The 17833-nt window shown below is 39.0% G+C and carries 17 protein-coding genes and 1 pseudogene; all 18 read left to right on the top strand.

What is annotated here, in order from left to right:
* The first annotated feature begins 71 nt into the window (after positions 1-71).
* Positions 72-3101: an ATP-binding protein gene (locus tag MLD65_RS18315; protein ID WP_243292839.1), complete on the top strand. Its 3030-nt coding sequence runs from the start codon at positions 72-74 to the stop codon at positions 3099-3101.
* 56 nt (positions 3102-3157) lie between these two features.
* Positions 3158-4024, top strand: a complete 867-nt coding sequence (locus MLD65_RS15895) for a replication-relaxation family protein (RefSeq protein ID WP_243292838.1) — start codon at positions 3158-3160, stop codon at positions 4022-4024.
* A 14-nt stretch (positions 4025-4038) separates the two neighbouring features.
* Positions 4039-4251: a hypothetical protein gene (locus MLD65_RS15890; protein WP_243292837.1), complete on the top strand. Its 213-nt coding sequence runs from the start codon at positions 4039-4041 to the stop codon at positions 4249-4251.
* A 14-nt stretch (positions 4252-4265) separates the two neighbouring features.
* Complete coding sequence (locus tag MLD65_RS15885; protein WP_243292836.1) at positions 4266-5405, top strand: conjugal transfer protein; 1140 nt, start codon at positions 4266-4268, stop codon at positions 5403-5405.
* The gene (locus MLD65_RS15880) at positions 5405-5626 is read left to right on the top strand and encodes a hypothetical protein (RefSeq protein WP_243292835.1); all 222 of its coding nucleotides are present in this window, start codon (positions 5405-5407) and stop codon (positions 5624-5626) included. Before MLD65_RS15885 ends, MLD65_RS15880 begins: the two co-directional genes overlap by 1 nt.
* 23 nt (positions 5627-5649) lie before the next feature.
* The gene (locus MLD65_RS15875) at positions 5650-6129 is read left to right on the top strand and encodes a TcpE family conjugal transfer membrane protein (protein ID WP_243292834.1); all 480 of its coding nucleotides are present in this window, start codon (positions 5650-5652) and stop codon (positions 6127-6129) included.
* A 20-nt stretch (positions 6130-6149) separates the two neighbouring features.
* Positions 6150-8876 carry an ATP-binding protein gene (locus MLD65_RS15870; protein ID WP_243292833.1) on the top strand — a complete coding sequence of 909 codons (2727 nt, stop codon included), beginning with the start codon at positions 6150-6152 and terminating at the stop codon, positions 8874-8876.
* The gene (locus tag MLD65_RS15865) at positions 8873-9478 is read left to right on the top strand and encodes a hypothetical protein (RefSeq protein WP_243292832.1); all 606 of its coding nucleotides are present in this window, start codon (positions 8873-8875) and stop codon (positions 9476-9478) included. The genes MLD65_RS15870 and MLD65_RS15865 overlap by 4 nt, the downstream gene beginning before the upstream one ends.
* Positions 9479-9495: 17 nt before the next feature.
* Positions 9496-11712 (top strand): DUF4149 domain-containing protein, encoded by a 2217-nt coding sequence (locus MLD65_RS15860; RefSeq protein WP_243292831.1) that lies wholly within the window; start codon positions 9496-9498, stop codon positions 11710-11712.
* Positions 11705-12409, top strand: a complete 705-nt coding sequence (locus MLD65_RS15855; protein WP_243292830.1) for a hypothetical protein — start codon at positions 11705-11707, stop codon at positions 12407-12409. The genes MLD65_RS15860 and MLD65_RS15855 overlap by 8 nt, the downstream gene beginning before the upstream one ends.
* A gap of 12 nt (positions 12410-12421) precedes the next feature.
* Positions 12422-13528, top strand: a complete 1107-nt coding sequence (locus MLD65_RS15850) for a peptidoglycan DD-metalloendopeptidase family protein (RefSeq protein WP_243292829.1) — start codon at positions 12422-12424, stop codon at positions 13526-13528.
* A 13-nt stretch (positions 13529-13541) separates the two neighbouring features.
* Positions 13542-14036: a hypothetical protein gene (locus MLD65_RS15845; protein ID WP_243292828.1), complete on the top strand. Its 495-nt coding sequence runs from the start codon at positions 13542-13544 to the stop codon at positions 14034-14036.
* Positions 14037-14343: 307 nt separating this feature from the next.
* Positions 14344-14634, top strand: coding sequence for a hypothetical protein (locus tag MLD65_RS15840; RefSeq protein WP_243292827.1), 291 nt, complete (start codon positions 14344-14346; stop codon positions 14632-14634).
* Positions 14635-15020: 386 nt separating this feature from the next.
* The gene (locus tag MLD65_RS18180; protein WP_279326109.1) at positions 15021-15143 is read left to right on the top strand and encodes a hypothetical protein; all 123 of its coding nucleotides are present in this window, start codon (positions 15021-15023) and stop codon (positions 15141-15143) included.
* 301 nt (positions 15144-15444) lie between these two features.
* Positions 15445-15726, top strand: a complete 282-nt coding sequence (locus MLD65_RS15835) for a hypothetical protein (RefSeq protein ID WP_243292826.1) — start codon at positions 15445-15447, stop codon at positions 15724-15726.
* Between the two features lie 207 nt (positions 15727-15933).
* The gene (locus MLD65_RS15830) at positions 15934-17118 is read left to right on the top strand and encodes a competence protein CoiA (protein WP_347709313.1); all 1185 of its coding nucleotides are present in this window, start codon (positions 15934-15936) and stop codon (positions 17116-17118) included.
* Between the two features lie 19 nt (positions 17119-17137).
* Positions 17138-17419: an AbrB/MazE/SpoVT family DNA-binding domain-containing protein gene (locus MLD65_RS15825; RefSeq protein WP_243292824.1), complete on the top strand. Its 282-nt coding sequence runs from the start codon at positions 17138-17140 to the stop codon at positions 17417-17419.
* A 211-nt stretch (positions 17420-17630) separates the two neighbouring features.
* A pseudogene (locus tag MLD65_RS15820) lies at positions 17631-17833 on the top strand (tyrosine-type recombinase/integrase); the annotation flags it as partial.

The raw sequence follows: 17833 nt of genomic DNA, 5'->3' as shown, positions 1-17833 counted from the left end.
CGCTCTTTATCTTGGCTCTTTTTCCGCCTCGCTCATGTATCCTTAACGGATATTTCAGGAGGTGGAGTGGAGTGGCTAAACAAAGTGATTTAGATCGAGCCATTGAAAATTTTGTTAGAGAACATTGGTTATTTGTTCTCGTGGTACTTGGAGCTGGTGCGGTGTATTTTTTCCGTGAAAGTCTCCTTGAATGGTTGGGTGTTTCAAGTGTTGAGGTCCTTACATCTGCATTGAGTTCCGTGATTGCCACTATGGTGCTTGTCATTGGGGGGACGCTTCTTGTAAGAGCTGTAGCTCTACATTACTTTCAGCGAAAGCGATTCGAGTACGTTCGGGTTTTACCTCATGAAGATGATTGGTACAAGAAAGAAGATGTCTACCGGTTGTTGCAGCGGTTTCATGGAACGAAAAGAAAATGGATCAGTCGTTTATTTTTAGGGCGAGAGTGGTTCACGTACTTGATTTACCGGAATTCAGATGGTGAGTATCGCTTTTACATTGGAGCAGATAAGAAGTTACTTGCTGGTTTAGAAGCGGCTCTCAAGACGATTTATTATCAATGTGAGTTCTATGACGTTGAGGATCTTGTTTTCCCGGAGAAGGGGCGTTCGTTAGTTGGTGGTCGCATGAAGATTAAGTCGAACAGCATTAAAAAGGCTTTGCCGTTAGCTCGATTTCAAAAGGATGATTTGCCAGCGCTGATGCTACAAATGCCACCTTCGACTTGGTTCCAGGTGAATTTCAGTGCCAACTATGGGCGGAAGATCCGGAAAAACATCGTCTCGCTTGAAAAAGACATCAAGAAAGATAAAAGACATTCAGAGCGAAGTGCATTCGATAAAGAGGAGTTAACAGGATTAAAAAACCGGTATACGCGCAATGAAATTGCTTTTGATTGTACGGTGAGTATGGCGACGACATCGAAAGATGGTGTTCGTCATCTAAAGAGTATGGCCAACGTCATCAACAGTAATTTACATGATGTAAATGAGCTGACGTATCGTCGTTATCGTACATCAGTTGGTTTTTATCCTAAACATGCTTTATATCGGATGCTGTGGACTGGTGCAGAATTAGCCAACTTGGTTCACCTTCCTCTTTTTGATGATCGAGAATCGGTGAAAGCGCTGAAAGAGCATTGTCCAATGAATAAAAAAGGCGCAGAGTTACTTCCTTCCAACGTTTTTGCCAACCCTGAAGGGATTGAGTTAGGAAAGCTAACACATCCGATTGTTCGCGATCGAAAAGTGTATTTGCTGAAAAAGATGATCTCGGATCATTTCTTGGTAACCGGGAAAACGGGTTCGGGGAAGTCATCGCTTCTTAATTCGATTCTAAATGGGTTTATCGAGGATTTTGTTGAGAAGGACGTGACGGAAGGCTTTACATTCATCGATCCTGGGCGAGATACAGCGATTATTTTGCTGAATCGTCTGCTGAAGTCCGAGAAGGAAGGGAAGAAAGTGAACTGGGATAAGGTTCATTGGATTTCTTTTGCGAATGCTGAATTTCCGGTTGCGCTGAATCTTTTGTACAAGCGAGAGGGTGAGCATGAAGGGTTAATTGCAGATTCAATAACTGAACTGATTGAGTCAAATTTTCCGGATAAAGCAGCCGTTGCTGAGCGTCTTCTTCGCTTTTCGATTCGTACTTTGTTGGCTGATGATGAACCACATACGATTTTAGAAGTGAAAAAGCTCTTGGATGATTACGAGTTCCGTTCTCAGCTACTGGATAAGTTGCGTCAATATCCTAGCCATTACGAAATTATCGATTACTGGGAAACAGATGGCCCAGGGAACATGAAGACGTCCGCGATGGCGGTTAAAAACCGAATTGATGTGTTTTCTAGTTCTCCTGTTTTAAAGCGTGTGTTTGGCCAATTCGAAATGGATTTAGACATTCGGAAGTACATGGAAGAAGGACATATTATCTTTTTTGATGTATCCAGCTTAAATGCGTTAGAAATGTCTATCATTTCAGGATATATCAGCTACATGTACTATCGCATTGCAGAAACACGATCGACTTATCCGTTACTACATTTACTTTGTTTTGACGAAGCAGCTCGTGTCGGCTATGTATCGAAGCTTGAAAAAATCATCGCTGAGAGTCGGAAATTCGGTTTGACGCTTGGTGTTTCGACACAACGACTAGGGCAGCTATCAGAAGGATTGCGTGATGCGCTGGTCAATGTCCAAGACAATTTCTTTATCCTTCAGCAAGGGGCTGAAGATGCCCCGTTAGCATTGAAATTTATCAATCAAGATGATCATGCTTACAAGCCGGATTTCTTAACAGGATTGACGCCACGATTTGCTTTTATCAAAGCGAAAGATACGGTAAATGGTGTAACGGAAAAGCATTCGTGCTTGATTGAAGTTGCTCCACTTGATAAATATAAACCGGATCTGACGATTGCTAAGCATGGAACGAAAGAAACGGAAGTGGCGGATGCTTGGACGTTAGAAAAAGCACGTGAGCTTCGTATGAAGAGTGGTCGAACCGTCAAAGAGGTTGATTATCTCATCATGAAATACATGAATCCTCGATTTGATTTTGAATCTTATGAAAAGCAGCAAAACGTGGAAGAACGGGCGGTGCATCCAACAGAAGATGTTGAATCCGAAAAAGTAGTCAGCTTGATGGGGCGTTTGACTCCTGAAAAGTCTATAAAAGCCCAAGAGCAACCCAAAAAGACGGAATACTTAGAATTGTCGAGTTATGTCGATAATGGTCGAACTGATACGGAAAAGGAAATGAAACCCGTGTCTTTAATGCGTTCGGTTGTTGTCGAAGATGAAAAAAACGAAGAAGCTTCTTTACAAGAGAAATTGGAAGAAGCGAATAATGACGAAGTGGAAAAGAGCCATTCTATTTGGTCACTTCCTTTGTACGATATTGAGGAGTTCCAAAAGAATCGCCATGATGAAGATAAGGAGAAAGAGGAGAAGAGGGAGAATCCGACGTTTCCACCTTTGGATCCTTTAGAACCTATTGAGCCGGTTGAGAAAAAGGCCCAGACGGAAACGGATGAAGAACGAAATGAACGAGCTTCTTTAATGGCGTTGGTGAGAAGGCAAGAAGGTGATAATGAATGAGTGATGAGCAACAGATAAGCCTTTCCCGTAGTAACCAAAAGGGAAGGAAAAAAATAATGAAACATCTCGTTTTAACAGAAGAAGATAAAAATTTATTTCTAAACTTGCACGATTACATTTATTTGGACATCGACTTTATCTTTCATTACATTTTTGATAAATACAAGACGCGAATGAGTGCAACGACTCGACTTTTGAAATTAGAAGAGTCGGGGTATATCAAAAAGTTTCGCGCGTCAACACCGGATAGTGATCGTGGGAAGAGCGCCAATGTTTATACGCTTACCTCAACGGGTGTTGCGACAGTAGAAGAGCTGCAAGGATATTCGAGATGGAAGGTGCAATGGACGAGGGATCTTCCGATGTGGTATATGCACAGTCTACATTTAGCCAGGGCGGTTGTATCCTACAAACGCCAGGCTATCCCGTTAGGTTTAGAGGTCAAAGATTTCGTTCATGAAACGCGAGCGTTCTATCAGTTTACTTCGAATAAAGATGATGTGATCCGGCCAGATGGTTTTATTGTGGTGGGGGCGAAAAATAGCGAGGAAAACTTTGGCATCTTTTTAGAAATGGAGAGAAGTGTAACGAAGAAGCATGTTATTCAGAAGAAAATTGAGCGCTATACCAACTTTTTAAAGCATTCTGATGCCAAAGTGAAATACATGCACGAAAAGGGATTGGAAGCCTATGTGAAGCACTGGCAAGTCATGTTCATTAGTGAAAATGAGGAAAAGTTGAAGCGTACTCTTCGACTTTTGTCCATGTTGAAGCCGAAAGAAGGAGAAAAGCCTTCCATTTTGCGCCCGGATATTCATATTCCCGTCCATCTAACAAACTTAGATGATGTGATGAAGAATGCGTTTGGTGAAATTTATCATCACTTGCATGAAGGGGATTACAAGAGAAAGAGAACCCTTTAAGGAGGTGATGCGATGTGTTACGTACAGTTATATCGAGTGTGGTTAGTATAGCCATTGTCTATTTTGTCTTAGTGTTTGTCTATGATAATTTCCCTGAAGTTCGTCCAATGATGAACGATGCTAAAAACGCTGTTTTATATGTTTATAATTACGCCGTCGCTCGTTGGGGAACGGTTGCTGTCGGTGGTCTTATTATATTTGCTATATTCGCTTTGGCGAAACGCTGAAAGGAGTGGGGAACATGGGAGAAGAAAACAAAAGTTCTAAAAGCTCTTTCTTTCAAATTATCAAAAATATTTGGGAGAGAGAGGGGGAAAAAGCGAGGCTAAAGAAAGGGAAGAAGGCGAAAAAGCCGCAAGGTTATCGAGCGCGTCAATTTGGTCGTGTTACGTTTTGGGTGTTGTTTGCCTTTATGTTTTTAGTGGTTTTCGTCAATATTTTTTCAAATAGTAGCGCTGAGGGGAAAAAGGAAGAAACGTTGGAGATTGAGGTCAATCAAGCTACTTCACAAGCTGCTGTTGAGTACGCCAGGGAGTTTGCAAAAGAGTATTACACCTGGAAGAAGGGGGATGGGGGAAGGAAAGATCGACGTGAACGTTTATCGAAGTATCTAGCTGAAGGACTAGATGCTGACGCTGGCCTCGACGCGATGAACTTAGATTGGGATTCAATCTTTCAAAGTGCAGAATTAAAGAAAATTGATGAAAACGGACCGAATCGTTCGTACATCACATTGAAGGTCAAAGCGAATCTACAAAAGGTGGCGATCGAGGAAATTGAAAAGAAAGTAAAAGAAGGTGATAAGGAAAAAGTCGTTAAAGAGAAGAAAGAGCATAGAGAGGATAAGCCTTTTGAGAAATACTTTGTGGTACCTATCGCTTATGAAAATGGAACATACGGCGTTTATGAGCTTCCGAAATTCACGAATATGAAAGAAGAAACCAACTTGAAAAAGACGAAAGCTGTCGGGCTTACAAGTTATGAAGGGGATCGAGAGCAAGTTAAAGAGTTTTTAGAAACGTTCTTTAGCAGCTACGCACAAGACAACGCTACAAAAATATCTTATATGCTCACTGAGAATATGAGAATTGAAGGTTTAGAGGGGACGCTACTTTATAAAGGTTTAACTGAAACGAACCTTTACGAAGATAAAAAAGGAAGTATCATTGCTTTTACGAAAGTGAAATTTACGGATCCTGAAACAGGTGTTACATTTACTACAGATTACCAATTGAGCATTAAAGAGTCCGATGGGAAGTACCTGGTTAGTGGCTTTGATGATTACAATCACAAAGAGCAGCTAACCGATGATGAACTCGAAGAATCAAAGGAAGATAAAGAGAACAAAAATACTGAAGAAAATAAAGGAGATGAATCGTAATGACCTTTCAATGGATTTTTGAATGGTTGTCAGGAGAAGTAAAATGGTTATTTTTCATTGCGTTTTTAATCGGGGTTGTGTTTTTTGCGTTTAAACGTGCTTGGATCGCATTTGGTAGTTTTGTTATTGGGATGATTTTTATTGCGATGTTCATCGCTTCGCCTGAGAACATGATCTCTCTAGGTGAATGGTTAGCGTCTAAGATGAACTTGGGAGGTTGATGAGTTAGAAAGGGGAGGTTTTGATGACATCCGATGATAAAAGACGTATCGAAATGTACTATATATCGGGTTTTAAAAAGATTGATCGCAAGATCTATCAAATATTCGGGAAGAAAATTGGCCGTGCGATTCCTATTAAGAGCATCGTTTATTTCATCGTAGTGTTTGGGATCGTCTTTCTTCTTCGACATTTACCGATTATCAATCTGTTATTTTTAAAAATACCATTTCTCGTTAGTTATCTATTAATCCCTGTCGTTGCCTCTTATCTGTTAGCTGATATGGGAACAGAGAAACGGACTGTCCTATCATATATACGGTCTATTGTGAACTATCAGCTAAGAAAGAGGCAACGCCTCAACTTTTATCGTGGGAAATTGGTTGCAAGCCCTCAAACTTACTCCGTGAAGGGGCATGCAAGAATTGTGATGTCGGAACTAAGAGCTAACCGAGCGTATAAGGGGAAAAGGTATAAAGTGCGAGGGTTTGTAACTTATCGCTAATGATAAAGGAGTGAGAATGAATGAGTGTATTTCTTCAATTTCCAGTTCGGCATATCGAGGGTGACCTGGTCTTTTCGCATGAAGGACATGTAACTTCTTACTCGGAAGTGTTGGGATTTGGTTACGATTTCCTTGATGATCATGATAAATTCACCCCATTCTTTAACCAACTAGGATTTCTGCAAAATCAAGGGCTTGATCTTCATTACATTATTCTTCCTCAGTCGTCCAACATCGAGGACGTCATAGAGGAGCATAAAGAGCGTATGCGATATAAAGCTGAACGGTATGAGTATGAGCTGTTAGACGCGGGATTAAGCTATATGGACCTCACGAAAGATTATCTTCAAAAGAAACATAAAACAAGGGAAAAACGAGAGTACAAAATGTATATTGGTGTTCAGTTGAATCCTGCTTTAAATGTGTACAAAAAAGGAAATAAAGGAACTAATCTCATTAAGAGTGTTGCTGAATTCTTTAAAGGATTTAGTTCAGATGTTAACCGTGCTGTCGGGTTAGAGCCATTCGATATTCTCCAGGATGAGATTGAAGCGTACAAGAGGCAAGCCCAAAAGGTACGGAACGATCTGAAACGTGCTTTTGTTCTCTCGCAAAATTCACAACTAAATGATCCTATACGTTCTCTCAGTACAGTTGAAACGGTGAAATTAATCGAAACGATGTATAGTGCGACGCCTTCTAATCAAGATGTTTCTTTGCGTGAGAGCTTTGCTAACGGAGAAAAAGTCATGGCTACGTTAGATGGTCAAGAATTAGAGGCGGTTCGCCCAACTCCGGAAAGTTTCTTGGAGATTCAAGAGGCCTACATTGAAGAAATTAGCCCGGATACGTTGAAGTTTTCTAAGAAAGTAGACGGTAAACATACGTCTTTATATTCAAGGTTTTATGTTATTACGAAATTTAATGATGTGAACTACTTTCCGAACTTTGAATGGCTTTATCATCTTCAGAAGAATTTAGATTTTCCTATTATTTCTTCTATTCGTGCTCACTATAAAGACAACGAACGTATTTTGAAAGAGCTATCAAACAAACGACTAGAGTATGATGATCAAAAACAAGAAGCAGCAAAGGCCGGTGTTCCTGTTGATTTATCGGTATCTCGAAATGAAGCTGGTGTGATGCAGCTTGAAGAGTATTTTCAAAAAACGGGTTATCCAAGCTATGTGACAAGTTATGTTTTTCGTGTCAATGCTGAAACAGAGGAGATTCTTGAATCGCGGTGCGGTGATTTATTAGATGAAATGAGAAAGTACGGCATTAGCCTAGTCGCGCCATACGGTGAACAACCTAGTCTCTTTATGGAAACCTTATTAGGATCAAAGCAAATTAATAAAGATTACAAAGTGGAGACGGATCCTCGAATGCTTGCAGGGATGATGTTCGGAGCGACTACGGCCATTGGGGATAACATGGGATTTCCGATTGGCGAGACTGAGCAGAAAAAAGATGTGTTTATTTATCCAGAATTGGCTTCAAAAAAACTTGATGGAATTACTACAGCATTCAACTCGATTTCGATGCTCATCGCAGGTGCGACAGGGTTTGGTAAGTCGGTCCTCATGAACTTAATCACCATGTTATCGGTGTTGTGTGGCGCGTATGCTCTCGTGATCGACCCAAAAGGAGATAGAAAAAAGTGGAAGAAGGGGATACCGTATATTGATAAAAAATATATTCGTATTTGGGAACTCGGATCAGATAAACGTGATAAGGGGACGCTCGATCCATTCCGGACAGCTCCTAACATTGACCAGGGGAAAACGGTAGCTGAAAACATATTCGCCTACCTAGTAGGAACAAACATAGGTGAGATTAAATACAGCTATATTTCAGAAGCGATGCTGCACGCTTCACGTCAACCAGAGCCTTGTGTCGGTGTAGCGATTGATTACTTACGAGAATTGCATGCTAATCCTCCTGAATCCATGTCAAAATCACGCTATGCGGAACTAGATTCGCTAATTATGGTACTAGAAACTTTTTTACACCAAGACTTTATTAATTTATTAATTGGCCATCCAGGAGAAAAATATGAAACTCTTTCAATCGATAAACCATTACAGATTTTGATGATTGAAAACCTAGATCTCCCGAATGCGGAGAAAGATCCTAAAAGCTATTCAGCGAGTGAAAAAATTTCTACAGCGATTATGATCTCGATTACAAGTTTTGCTCAACAATTTATGTTTAAAAATGAGCGTGCTCGCCATAAGGTTATTCTTCAAGACGAAGCATCTGTTATCGATAAAAATGATCAAGGAAGACGTCTTATGGACTTTATCGTTCGTCAAGGCCGTTACTATAATACAACGTTATTAAAAGGTTCACAGAACGCTTCAGACCATGGAAACGACCTTGCAAACCTGGGAATGAAGTTTAGTTTTGCTTTGAAGACATCTGAAGAAGCAATCAAAATGTTAGAATACTTTAATCTTCCAGTTACGCAAAGAAACATTGAGAAATTAAAAAATCTCCCGCAGGGGCATTGTTTGTTCCAAGACAATTTTGGTCGAACGGATGTTTTGCGAGTTAATGTGATGTTTAAACAAGTTCTTGATGCGTTTGATACTTCAACATCAGATGCCGACGAAAAACGTTTTGAGCAAGATATGCGAAATGTACGCCGAAATGAAAAGAAGTTGAGTGATGAGCCTGTAGCGTCAAGAGAAGAGCGATCAAAAGAGTCCTTAATGGCAACGGTTCGTGAGGAGGTTAAAGTATGAGAAGGAAATGGAGGACAATGCTTGCAGTGATGGCAAGCATTGTCCTAGTATTAAGCGCTTGTATATCCGAGGAGAAAGAAGAAGTGAAAAGTCCGGCTCCTGAAGCTGATAAGGTAGCGGAAAAAGCCTTGGAAGCGATTGTAGATTATGATATTGCCACTTTGTATTCGATGATGACAGAGGGAGCTATAGAATATGCCAAAACACCTATGGTGGGAATACAGGCTTTTATCGATAACTCAGAGGAAGAAATATTGTCTGAAGGTCCATCCAGCCATAAAGGAGATTTTGAAAAATATACAGATGATGGTGATTATATTTTTGGGGCTTATTATGGATTTTTAGAGGAGCAGGGTAGAATTTTATATCTTGCTGATATGTATAATCCTGGAATTAACGATTTCTACAGTATATACACTAAAAAAAATGGGGATCGGGTCCAATATCGCTTTGAATTAGTCAAGGAAGGCGGTGGCTGGAAGATTGATGGTTTACGAGGGTGGAAGAAACAAACCGTAAAAGATAAAACGGATAAGTATGTCGATTACATTTTTTCTGAAGCAGAGGATACAGTCGTTTTTCATAGAGGTGGCGACTATTAAAAAGGAGATGGCGACAGATGAGGAAACGTAAATTAATCACCTTATTTTTAACGATTTTTGTCGTCTTAGGTTTTAGCAGCAGCTCCTCTACTGTGTTGGCAGAAGTACCACAACAAGACAATAATGAACCTGTTGTGACGATTGAAGAAAAGAAATTTGGTCCTTATAAAGATCGAACACGTTACTATGAAAATATTGATTCTATTACGTATGCAGAAACGAAGTCGGAAGAAGATGAAAATGGAGAAGGTGAAGGGTTTTTGTTGAATCCTATCTCCTGGGTTTCAAATTATGTTGAGGGGAAAACGGAAGATTTTACTGCAAACCTTCAGGATACTGTGCTTGCGATGTTTATGTCGCTTATTCAATTATCTTTTGGTATGACAGTTGCGTTTACGGAATGGATGTTGACGGTTCTTAGCTTTTCGAATGATGCGATAATTATGAATTGGCTTATCGATGGTGTTGCTGGAAAAGTTCAAACGGTTGCAGGGATTTCGGGTGGCCAGGTACAAATGGGAACTGGCACCTTTGGGAAGTTGTTGGGGATTTTCGCCCTTATTTCAGTTCTGTATGTAGCCTATCAAGCGGTTTTTAAGCGAGCACCGATTGAGAGCTTAAAAAGTATAATCCAGCCCATTATTGCTATTGCTCTCTCTATTTTAGTGATTAGTAATTTTACAACGTATCTAAAAGGAGTCAATGAACTAGGGAATGAGATAAGTGACCACATTGTGACACTGACTACAGAAGATGAAAAAGGCGAATACAACAGCATGGAAGATAGGTTGTGGAAAATTTTTGTGCATCGCCCATATCTCTATATTCAGTTTGGAACCGATAATGAGGAAAAAATCGGTCAAGAACGAATTGAAAATATCCTATTAGAAAAACAAACTTCCGAGAAAAAAAGGTCTGCTATCAAAAAAGAAGTTACTGAATATGGAAACGAAATGATGCAACCGGCATCGGTAATTAAACGATTGATTTATATTTGGCTTTTCAATGGCGCAAATGCCTTTCTCTCGATTCCAATTTGGTTATTGAGTGCGGCTTTAATTGGTTTGCAAATTTGGTTTATTGTTGTTGCTTGTTTTGCCCCGTTTGTTCTGGTTTTCTCTACGTTACCGAATCAATTTGGGGTGTTAAAACGATATGCAGAGACGCTTCTTTATCCAGTTGTATTTAAACTGATTGTATCGTTTATTGCCTTGATTTTATTTACTATTTCTGATGTGGTGTACAGCTTGCCGATGACGGATGGACTAACGGGTTACATTATCGCGACTTTCTTACAGTTTATTATCTTTATTGTGGCATTTGTATTCCGTAAGCGTATTAAACAGATTTTTGAAACAGGCGCAACTGGAATGCAGCATGTTAAAGAGAGTTGGGATCTCGGAAAGAAAACAGTCACTAAACCGATTGAAACAGGTATGCAAGGTGCTGGTGCAGCTGTAGGAGGAATAGTGGGAGGACCTCAAGGTGTTTTAATGGGGGCATCGATGGGGAAAACGGCCGGAAAGACGCTTACAGGAGAAGCTGATTTAGCCGATTTACCTATGGAAGTGTTGAAGTCTCAAGCTCATGGTAAGATGGCGCAAGGAACGGGAGAAGCCGCTTTGGATCAATTGAGGGATATAAATGAAGTTGCAGCAACAAATGAACCGGCAGTAACAAACGAATCAGCAAGCGAATCGATAAAAGAAGAATCAATGCCTCAGACGAGCATGAGAGATGCAATGGACTTGCACGACATCGAGGATTACCAGCCGTCTCAGCCTTCGACATCACAGGAACAATCTGTCGGTAGTCCTTCAACGGCGCAAAGTGTGAAAAATGAAAGTGTTTCACAAGAGCAAAATGAGTTTAGTGCTTCTTTGCCTAAAGACAATCGAAACGAAATGTATTCTAATCTTGTTGATATAAACGATTTGCGTCCTTCAGATGAGTTTAAAACAGATGAGCCTACTTCTAGTACCATGGCGACTGAAAATCCTGATATACGCGACATAAACGAGTTTCAACCTTCTTCTCGTTCAGAGAACACCTCCTCTTCTTCAGAACAAGAAATAAATGATTCAGGAAGTTATGAGGATATGCAGCCGATCCAAGAAGTGACTAGGTACGAGGGGGATGTGCAACCGATTCAAGAAGTGACCAGGTATGAGGAGGATACACCATCTCTTGATAATATAAATGATCTATCTTCAGAAGGTGAAAAGAATGAATAAAGAGATCATGAAGTATATCGTATATTTTGCCGCAGCAACTATTGTCATAGGTGGTCTTGTGATTGGGAAGATTCAAGAAAAACAAACCGCTATGCAGCAACCTAAAGAGCAAGCAGAACAAGAAAAAAAGGATGATCTGGCTCTTACAAAAGAGTCAGATCCGGCTCCTTCTGAAGAGGAAAAGAAGGAAGATGACCATGAGCATCATGACGAATCAATGGACGAGATAGGCGAATTTGATTTGTCAGAACTCGATGAATCGGAAAAGAATTATACGATCGATGATCGCCCGTCTTTATCTGATTATTACCGACCTGAAGAGATTACTGCTACTAAAGAAGTGGGAGAGAAATTTGTCCGATCTTTCCATCCGTTTGATGGAAAACATCCAACGAAGCACATTGAAGAATCCAAACCTTATATTTCGGATGAATTGCACCAGAAAATGACCGGTGAAGAGGAAACGATTATTCGACCTACAAAAAATTTCTTTACGCGAAAAGTCATTAGTGTAGAAATGAGAGAGCCACGTGATGTGACAGGTGAATATATCACATGGGAAGCTCGTGTAATAGCTGAAATACACGATGAGAACGGAAATAAAGTAAGAGAAGATCTTACAGTCTATACGCTACGATTTCAGAATGTAGAAGGGGTTTACAGAGTGCAGGATTTCATGACCAATGCAATCTCGTAAGAGGTGAATTTTATGGAAGCGACAAAAAAATTACTATGGACTTTGCCGGTAGGAGTTGTCGGGATTGCAGCCGTATTCGTGATTGGAACAGGAATGATGATTGTGTTATTTATGACGTCATTGATGGGGAATCAAGTTCAGGAATTTAGTTCGGATGTTCAACTTTCTGATATTGGCGCTAATGAGATACCGGCAGAGTATATTGATTTTTACAAACGAGCTGGTGAGGCTTTCGGGATACCCTGGACATTGTTGGCCGGGATTCACCGCGTTGAGACTACATTTTCAACCAATAAAAACGATTCCTACGTGGGAGCGACCGGAGCGATGCAATTCATGCCTTGTACCTGGGTAGGTTGGAGCCATCCTAGCTGCGGTGGTGTAGGAAAGGGGAATATTTCAAAAAGTGAACTATTAGACCCGGCAGCAATTGAGCGTTACGGAGGATATGGCGTGGATGCGAATGGAGATGGGAAAGCAGATCCTATGAGTGAAGAGGATGCGATTATGGCTGCAGCTAAGTATTTGAAAGCCAATGGTGCTGATGGTACTAGAGAAGGAATGAGGAAGGCGGTATATGCTTATAATCATGCTGATTGGTACGTCGATGAGGTTTTAAGTTACTTTGACCAATATACGTTGGGATACGAGGTAATCGAGGTAGGAAAGGTGAACTTCAACGGGGGTACAGCATTTCCGGTTGTTGGTTCCTACGTTGTCACGTCAACATTTGGGAACCGAGTTTTAGATGGAAAATCAAACTTTCATGCAGGAATTGACATTGCCCCTCCTGGAAATAAAAAAGGGAAAGATTTTAATGTTGTTACGTTTGCTAATGGGAAGGTGATTGCGGCGAATGACGGGTGTTCCCAAGGAAACTACAGTTGTGGTGGCGGATACGGAAATTATGTCATGATTGAGCACGATGGTTTTATCACGGTTTACGCTCACTTGAAAAAAGGGACAGTCTCCGCAGGGGTTGGAGATGTCCTTAAAGCTGGTGATAAGTTAGGATTAATGGGGAATACGGGAAATTCCCGTGGTAAGCATTTGCATTTTGAGGTGAAAGTAAGAGGTAAAAAGATTGATCCTTCGCCGTATTTGGAGGCATTTTTGTAGGAGGGGAAGGAAAATGATTATTAAGTCGGTCCGATCGACGATTCCTTTATCAACGAATATACAGCCGTTTTCCATTGGTGAGGTTATGGATTATCAAAACTCTTTCTTTGAAGTTATCTCTATTTTAAATTTTTATGTAGAAGAAAAAGAAAAGAACTGGTTCTTAATCATTGATTACGTCTGTCAGAATTTAAAGTATATGAGTGATAAAAAAGTGAAGTCAGTGGAGCGTTTATCCCCTGTATTGCATCCTTTTAAAGTTTCGTTTGATTATGACGATCAAGATGCGTATGAAAAGTTCCGGCTTGGCCGGGGCTTTCATCATCGAGGGCGCTATTTCCAGGTATTACGCTATACAGATATTGAACGAGAAGGTAAAAGAATAAGTGCAAGTTTTGAAGCGTTGCCGATTGAGCCATTGCCACAGTATCATGTGAGAAGTCGATTGAAAAAAGAGAAAAAGTCTAGGATGAAAGTTATTGAATTGAACTCTCATGAGATAAGATGAAAAAATCAATAAGAGGTGATAATAATTGGAAGAAATACATTACAGGAGTTGAATATTGTCTATGTGAATACTGCGATAATCGAGAAGCACAATTAAGTTATTTTAGAGTGCCTAGGAACAGCACAATGCCAACGAGAAAGATATCCACCTCCAACTTGCTGTTGTGAATGAATTCTATATTTCTCTTAATGAATAAATAGAAAGGGGGGACTGGTAATATGGTGCTGGTTATCGATTTGTTAAAAGTTTGACTAAATAATGCCATTGAAACGGAGATAGAAAAATGTGTGAAAGGGAGAGAAAGCATTTGTCAACAATACCAACAATACAAATACCTTCAACCGAGTTGAAGGGAATTATTACCACTTTAATTAATGATTATATTCGAATTGAAAGAACAGAAACAGGCCTAAATTACCAACAAAAAAGCAATTTTAAAAGGGGGCAGATTAGCATAGTAGCTACACTTATGGGGGAAAAATGGGACTTTTATGAAACTGGTCAATGCTATTATGACTTTCTAAAATACCTTGTTGAAAAATATGAATTAAGTGGTGTGTCTAGAATTAATGACTTATGGGAATCGAAAAAAAAATAACTTTATTATCATTTTCGGATGGCTTTATGACGGGTGTTATTGATTCCTTATTCTTCTTGCGTTATGGTTTTCTTTCCGCTTGGGTGTTGCTGAGGGCGATTCTGAGCGAATTAATTTTATTTTATAAGGTGATAGCCTTTTCGTTGCAAATTTGAGCGATTTGGTGGGCATGATAAATGGAAGAAAAAGTGTTCAACAAGAAAACGCCAGGGGATTAACCTGGCGTTTTCTTCTTCACCTTCAAAAAGCTTCTTATACTCGAAAAGATGTAGACTTCTTATGTACATTATAGCACGAATCCGGAAAAATATGAAAAAAGTTCAAAAAAACGGTTTACAAATATAAACCGATATAGTATACTAAGAGTATAGAAAGGGGGTGAGAAAATGACAACCGCTGAAATCGCGGTTATGCTAGGAATTTTCCTTACAACACTCCACATTTTTGAAAAGCTTCTTATACTCGAAAAGATGTGGAAAGAGCGGAAAAAAGGAAATAACCGCAAATAAGAAAAGAGGGGAGGGGGCGAAAACCTCTAACCCTCTCCCTTCTAAATGGTTGTCATTCAAAAAATGAGAGTCATTCAGTTAATAAAAGAATTAACATTTTGGCTTTTTGTTTCCGTGTATGTTTTCGGTATTAGAAATGAAATTGAAGGAGGTTTACGACTTACGCTGGATCTTCTTATTCTTATTGCAGCTATTCTCTCTATTACTGTTATGTGGATAAAAAAGAAACAAGCCTAGAATTTTCAAAAAATGATTGTATAAGGGGAGAACTTCCTCCCCTTGTTTTAGGGAGATGATTTTTTTGAAGTACGAGTTTAAGGATGAAGACGAGTTGCTATCTTTTTTAAAGGAGAATGTATTAACAAGACGTGAAGCTGAAGCATATTTAGACATTTCTAAACAGTCTTTTTCACGTTCTTTGAAAAAGGGGAAATTTCACTATTTTAAAGCGATTGGAGAAGGAAAAGGGCAAGTTCAGCTGTTCTTGAAACATCATCTTGATCCTTATCGCCAGGAACTTCTAACTGAATTGAAGAAATATAATCCTCATGTGGCGAAGAATGAAGGGGAGGACAAGATGTAGTCGATAAGTATCTGTAAAAAAACAATTTTAAAAGGGGGCAGATTAGCATAGTAGCTACACTTATGGGGGGAAATGGGACTTTTATGAAACTGGTCAATGCTATTATGACTTTCTAAAATACCTTGTTGAAAAATATGAATTAAGTGGTGTGTCTAGAATTAATGACTTATGGGAATCGAAAAAACAACTTAAGGAAAGAGGGGGAAAATTCTGCAAAGTGCCGTTAATAAATTTGAAAAAATTGTCTATGCGTGGGAAGATTTATCTCAGTATGAAGGGAAGTTTTTTTGTCCGCATTGCAAAAGTGAATTGATATACAGAAATGGTAATATTAATTGTGCTCACTTTGCTCATAAGTCTTTACGTAATTGCCCATATTCAGGTCATCATGAAAGTGAAGAGCATATCAGGATGAAGAAAAACTTATTTAATTTTTTAAAAAAGAAGTATCCTAATCTAAAGATTGAATTAGAAAAATGTCTAGTACCAAACAGAAGGGCAGATCTAGTTATTTATGGTGAGAGCCAGACACTTGTTGTAGAGTTTCAAGCTTCATCAATTGATTTTGATGAGATAAAGGAACGAACTAAAGATTATAACAAGCTAGGTTATCCAGTTTTATGGATTTTTCATATCGGTAGGTTTGGATATAAATATTTTCCTAGTGAAGAAAAAGAGAAATCCATGCCATACGAATTAATTAAAATGGGTGAGATGGACTCCCTTTTTGCGATGGACGATAAGGGATTTATAAGAAGATGTTCTCTTGGAAAAAGGAAGAAGAATACAAAATCAGTCCATAAAAATAAGTTTTTTCCTGTAAAGATGGAATTCAGATTTAATAAGGTTTTTCAAAAGAATAATGACGAATCATTATTCTTATGTCAACTTGGGGGAGATTCGATATATAGTGAAAAGAACTTATATTATGGCTATTGGCTTTTAAAAGGTAAAACGGAAAGAAAAAATATTATTTTTAAGTTAAAAAACATTCTCCCCTCCAATGTTTTCTTTAAGGTTGAAAATGTCAAATATCATAAATCCTGTATTGAATTTCAGTTATTTATGAATTCTGAAAGCAGTTCAATAAAGACTGATGGGTTACTTATAACAAAAGAGAAGATGACCATTGAATCAGTGTTGGATCGACTTAAAAAGCCTACTAAGCCTAAACCTCCAGTAATTCCTTTACCAGTGAAAGATGAGGCCGAAACTGTGATGAAAGAAGTTGCTGTTAGTAGTGAATTGGTAAAGTCAAAAAGTAATATCAAAATAGAGCCAACAATATCTGAAGAAAAAAGGGTAATTGAGATACAGCAAGAAACGGAGAGTAGAAAGAGCAATTTGTTGACGGACTTTATAAGAAGAATTAAAAAAATTTTAAGATTTTAATTAAAGTGGAGGGAATAAAATGAAAAGTACAGGTGTTGTCCGTAAGGTTGATGAGCTAGGGCGTATTGTGATTCCAATAGAGCTTCGTCGTACACTTAGCATTCATGAAAAAGATCCATTAGAGATTTTTGTAGAAGAAGATAAAATTATTCTTCGTAAATATGAATCGGCAAAGGTATGTCAAATTACCGGGGAGGTTTCGGGCGATAATCTTTCTCTTGCTAACGGAAAGATTGTCCTTAGTCGAGAAGGGGCCAAAAAGCTGATTCAGGAACTAGAAGAATCTTTTTTAGTGAAATGATAGTTGTTTCTGTTTGAAGTCAATTTTACAAAAGTATTATTTTAGCAAATTCATATCAATCCGTTTCATAACCTGCTATTTGGTTAATGGAACGGTTTTTTTATTCTGTAAAAACCTATGGGAAAGGGTTGTTAATTTTACAAATTAAAAGTATAATAAAATTAAGTTTTACATATAATAATCTACATCGAGAGAGTTAGGAGGTATGAACATGTCGAAAGGAGGACGTAAACCTGGAGCAAAAGAGCCGATTCGTTCATTGGAAAAAATCGATGAAATGAAAGAATGGTTATTGCGTCATTCGTCTTACCGTAATTATTTTCTGTTCTATTTTGGGATTAATACTGGCTTGCGGATCAGTGACATCTTACGTCTTCGTGTCAAAGATGTCAGAGGAAAAGATTTAGCCAAAGT

It is taken from the genome of Bacillus sp. FJAT-47783 (genome assembly GCF_022808615.1).
Taxonomy (GTDB): Bacteria; Bacillota; Bacilli; order Bacillales; family Aeribacillaceae; genus Bacillus_BZ.
Note: the sequence above shows the minus strand (reverse complement) of the source record. Positions and strands in the feature narration are given on the sequence as shown.